The following is a 4,415-nucleotide window of genomic DNA, read 5'->3' on the forward strand; positions in this document are numbered from 1 at the left end:
GGGATGAGGCGGCTCGTCGCCCGTGGCGAGCAGGTGGATGGGGGCGCGGTGAGGGGACGGGGCCGTGCCGCCATCCGCCGTGGCGGCGGCGCCTCGCGACACCTGGCCCCGCAGGCGCACGGGGCTGAACAGCTCCAGGTTCTGCTCCGGCCGCAGCCGGTCCACCGGGAAGTCCTGCGCGAGCAGGCCCGCCCTGGGCAGGGGCTGCACCTCCACGACGATGTCGCCGCCGGGGTTGCCGCAGCCGTCCACGAAGCACACCTGGCCCGCGGCGCACTCCGCGTCGGAGCGGCACACCAGCTGGGGCGGCGGCGGTTCGTCCTCCAGGAACGCGCACCCGGCCCCGGTCAGCCCGAGCGCCAGCGCCAGGGCCCCGAGCGCGCGCCTCACTGGCAGTCCCCCGCCACCGTGTTCACCACCCACGAGTAGGAGGTGACGAAGCCCGGGTTCTTCACCACGCCGCCGTCCGCGAGGAAGACCTCTTCCGGCGGATCCGGCTGGCGGTTGGTGAGGTGCCGGTCCGTCACCAGCGCCTCCACCAGGTGGATGCCCGGCGGGGCCAGCGGGTTGTTGGCCGAGCGCAGGTCCATGCGCAGGGTGCCGCGGTCGTCGCGCCGGGGCTGGCCGGTGTTGGCGAGGACGATCTGCCGGTAGAAGCCCGTGGGGTTGGACGGGTTGTAGTCCACGTACCACTCCACGGTGATGCGGTCGTCGACGTCCAGGTCCTCCACCACCACGTTGAAGTCCTGCGTGCAGCTGCCCACGCCGAAGGCGCGGAGGATGCGCTCGGAGGGCTCCACCTGCTCCTCCAGGACGCGCGGCGGCCGGTTGCGGAACTGGGGCACGCTCTCCAGCAGCGCCTCGTCCTGGGGGATGAGGCAGCCGGAACCCGTCGCGAGGGCCGCCAGTCCCAGCGCCGCCACGAGCGGCTGGAGGATGCCCCGGGACTGTCGCGGCGCGTGGCGGTGCATGGCGTGGCTTCGCGGGAACCCTATAGCAGTTCCTCGGTCTCGTCCGGGGGAAGGGGGCCGCCCGTCTTCTCCGCCTCCAGCTTCTCCAGGTGGCGGAAGATGGTGCGCGGGTCCACGCCCAGGTCCTTGGCCGTCTTGGTGCGGTTGCCGTTGTTCCGCGCCAGCACCTCGTTGATGTAGCGCTTCTGGAACTCCTCCTTCGCCTGGAGCAGCGGCATGATGGGCTCCAGGTTCTCCGGCTTGAGGTCCAGGTCGTCCGCGCCCAGGAGCGGCTTGTCCGCCAGCACCACCGCCTTCTTCAGGCGGTTCTCCAGCTCGCGGATGTTGCCCGGCCAGCCGTACTTCTTCATGGACACGGCGGCCGCGGGCGTGAAGCCGCGCGCCTTGGAGTTGAACTCGCGCGCGTACTTCTGCAGGAAGAAGCGGCCCAGGACGATGACGTCCTCGCCGCGCTCGCGCAGGGGCGGCAGCTTCACCGTGACGACGTTGAGGCGGTAGTAGAGGTCCTCGCGGAACATGTTCCGCTTCACCTCCTCTTCCAGGATCTTGTTCGTCGCGGCCACCACGCGGATGTCCACCGGCTCGCCGCGGTTCTCGCCGACCTTGTAGACGACCTTGTCCTGCAGCGCGCGCAGCAGCTTCACCTGGAGCTGGAGCGGCATCTCGCCGATTTCGTCCAGGAACAGCGTGCCGCCGATGGCCGCCTGGAACTTGCCGGGCCGCGTGGCCACCGCGCCGGTGAAGGCGCCCTTGGCGTGGCCGAACAGCTCGCTCTCCAGCAGGTTCTCCGGGATGGCGCCGCAGTTCACCGTGATGAAGGGGCCCTTGGTGCGCGGCGAGCGGCGGTGGAGCTCCCGGGCAATCAGCTCCTTGCCCGTGCCCGTCTCGCCGGTGATGAGGACGGAGATGTCCGTGGGGGCGATCTTGTCCAGGCGCTTGTACACGTCCCGCATGCCCTGGCACGAGCCCACGATGTCGCCGTAGCGCTGGTCCTCCAGCTTGCGGCGCAGCTCCGTGTTGTCCAGCTTGAGGTCGTTCACCAGCAGCGCGTTCTGCAAGAGCAGGGACGCCTGCGCCGCGAACACGGTGAGCATGTCCAGGCTCTTGGGCTCGAAGCGGTTCACCAGCCGGTCGTTGCCCACGTAGAGCACGCCGAACAGGTCGCCCTTGTGCATGACGGGCACGCACATGACGGAGTGGACCTTGAGGTTCACCACGGACTCGCTGGCCTTGAACTCCGGCGCGTCCAGCGCGTCCGCGACGATGATGGCCTTCTGGTCCTTCACCACCTTGGCGATGATGGAGTCCGACAGCTTCTCCACCGCGTCCTCGATGTTCTCCCGGGCCACGTTGCGCGCGGCCTTCACGCGCGGCTCGCCGCTCTCCATCAGGATGAGGAAGCCCTTGTCGGCGCGAGTCACCTCGATGGCCTCGTCCAGCAGGCTCTCCAGGATGCGGTCCACGTCGTAGCTGCCGAAGAGCCGCTCGCTGAACGCGGTGAGCCGCTTGAGCAGCACCAGCTCCCGGCCCACCACGCCGGGCAGCTCCGCGGTGTGCGAATCCGACGAGGCCGTGGCGGCGGAGGGGAGCATCACCTCGCGCTCCGGCACCTCGCGGCGGACGGGCTCGCGGGGGGCGTCCTCGCGGGAGAAGGTCAGCTCGGTGCCGCCGACCTTGACCACGTCGCCGGTGGACAGCGCGTGGTTGTCGCGGCGCTTGCCGTTGACGTGGAAGGTGGCGCCCAGGCTGCCCACCTCGTAGCGGGTGCCGTCGAAGGTGACGTGCAGGGCGCTGGCGGGAACGCCGGCGTCCTCCAGGCGCACGTCGTTGTCGGATCCCCGCCCCAGGCTGGTGATGCGCTTGAGCAGGGAGACCGTGCGGACCTTTCCATCGGGGGTGCGGACGGTGAGGCTGGCCATGGGCGGACTTTGGGTTTCTGGGGCTAGAACGTGAGGGAGAAGCCGGCGCCCAGCCCACCATGGGTGGAGTACAGCCGCACGCGCGGCGGCGCGGCCTGGGAGACGGTGGGAGCGGGCCTGGGTTCGGGGCGGGACTCCACGGTGGTGCTCGTCACCACCTGGTCCTCGTGGTGGTAGACGGCGTCCACCACGCCCAGGGTGTAGACGGTGTAGAAGCCGGTGGCGGACGCGAGCTTGAGCAGCTGCCAGGTGTCCGCCTGCCGCGCGCGGTCCGTGGGGATGTAGCGCACCGGGATGGACGCGCGACCGTCCTCGTCCAGCACGTTGTCCAGGTTCACGAACCGCTCCTCGAAGAGCGAGTCGTACGCGAAGAACGCGATGATGCTGGTGATGGCCAGGGCGCCTTCGGTGGCGGCGAAGACGATGCCCATGCTGTTGCGGCCCTGCTGGAACTGGCCCGCGCCGAAGGGGACGAAGTTGACCAGGAAGTTGCGCTTCTCCACCGTGCGCACGGTGACCTGGCGGGCCAGCTCCTCCGCGCGGCGGCGCTGCGTCTCCAGGGCGACGCGCTCCTGCTCGCGGCGCTCCTGTTCGGCCTTCTCGCGCTCCAGGCGCAGGCGCTGCTCCTGGCGGAGGAACTCGCGCTCGCCGGACATCTGGTTCTTCAGGTCCTCGAAGTAGGCGACGGCCGGGGGCGGGACGACGAAGGGGTCCAGGCTGAAGTCGGGGTCCAGCCGGAGCACGGCGCGCAGGTGGCGCTCGGCATCGTCGGTCTTGTTGAGGTTGAAGGCGGACAGGCCCGCGAGCTTGTGCAGCTCCACCAGGTCCTCTTCGGGCAGGTCGCCGCGGTCGATGCGCTGGCCGGCGCGCTCCAGCACCTCGGCGTACTTGCCGTATTCGAAGGACGCGCGCAGGGCCGCGACCTCCGGGTCCGCGCCGTTGGGCACCTGGGCGCGCGCGGACGCGGGGCCGAGCAGGGCCAGGAGGAGGGTGACGAGAAGCAGCGGGCCGCGGCTCATTCGGGCGCCAGGCTCCCGCGCAGGGTGGTGGGCTTGCCGGGCTCCAGCAGGACGACGCGCTTCTCCGTCTTGTAGCCGGGGGAGGAGATCTCCACCTCCACGCGGTGCTGGAAGCTGGCGGGGCCCCGGGGGGAGCGGATGTCGAAGGGGCGCTGGAGGCTGTCGCGCGCGGTGCGCTCCGTGTCGCCCACGCGCACGGTGGCGTCCGGCGGCTGGTAGTCCAGGGCGAGCTGCGAGGACTTGAGGAGGGCGCGCAGGCGGAAGACGTTCTCGCCGCCGGGCTTCACGTCGATGGTCTCCGTGGCGTCCTCGCAGTAGCCGCAGGAGACGGTGAGGGTGTGCGGGCCCGGCGACAGGTGCACGTCGTGCTGCGCCAGCTGCTGCGTGCCCGCGGGCCGTCGTCCACGCGGATGGAGCCGTAGGGGCGCACGAGGATGGACACGGGGACCCGGCCGCCGCGCGCGGGCTTCGGGTCGTCCTGGGGGTCGAGGCTCGCGACCATCGTG

3 protein-coding genes and 2 pseudogenes are annotated in these 4,415 nt (G+C 70.8%); all 5 read right to left on the reverse strand.

The window, feature by feature from the left end:
* Positions 1-390, reverse strand: a pseudogene (locus tag ACLEQD_RS37905) (carboxypeptidase regulatory-like domain-containing protein); the annotation flags it as partial.
* Complete coding sequence (locus ACLEQD_RS37910; protein WP_410390728.1) at positions 387-971, reverse strand: hypothetical protein; 585 nt, start codon at positions 969-971, stop codon at positions 387-389. The pseudogene ACLEQD_RS37905 and the gene ACLEQD_RS37910, both read right to left, overlap by 4 nt.
* 20 nt (positions 972-991) lie before the next feature.
* A complete protein-coding gene (locus tag ACLEQD_RS37915) occupies positions 992-2,890 on the reverse strand; it encodes a sigma 54-interacting transcriptional regulator (RefSeq protein WP_410390729.1) in 1,899 nt (632 codons plus the stop codon).
* Positions 2,891-2,913: 23 nt separating this feature from the next.
* Positions 2,914-3,909: a hypothetical protein gene (locus ACLEQD_RS37920; protein WP_410390730.1), complete on the reverse strand. Its 996-nt coding sequence runs from the start codon at positions 3,907-3,909 to the stop codon at positions 2,914-2,916.
* Positions 3,906-4,415 (reverse strand): annotated as a pseudogene (locus tag ACLEQD_RS37925) (serine/threonine protein kinase); the annotation flags it as partial. The pseudogene ACLEQD_RS37925 and the gene ACLEQD_RS37920, both read right to left, overlap by 4 nt.

This window comes from Corallococcus sp. 4LFB (assembly GCF_046520365.1).
Lineage (GTDB): Bacteria > Myxococcota > Myxococcia > Myxococcales > Myxococcaceae > Corallococcus > Corallococcus caeni.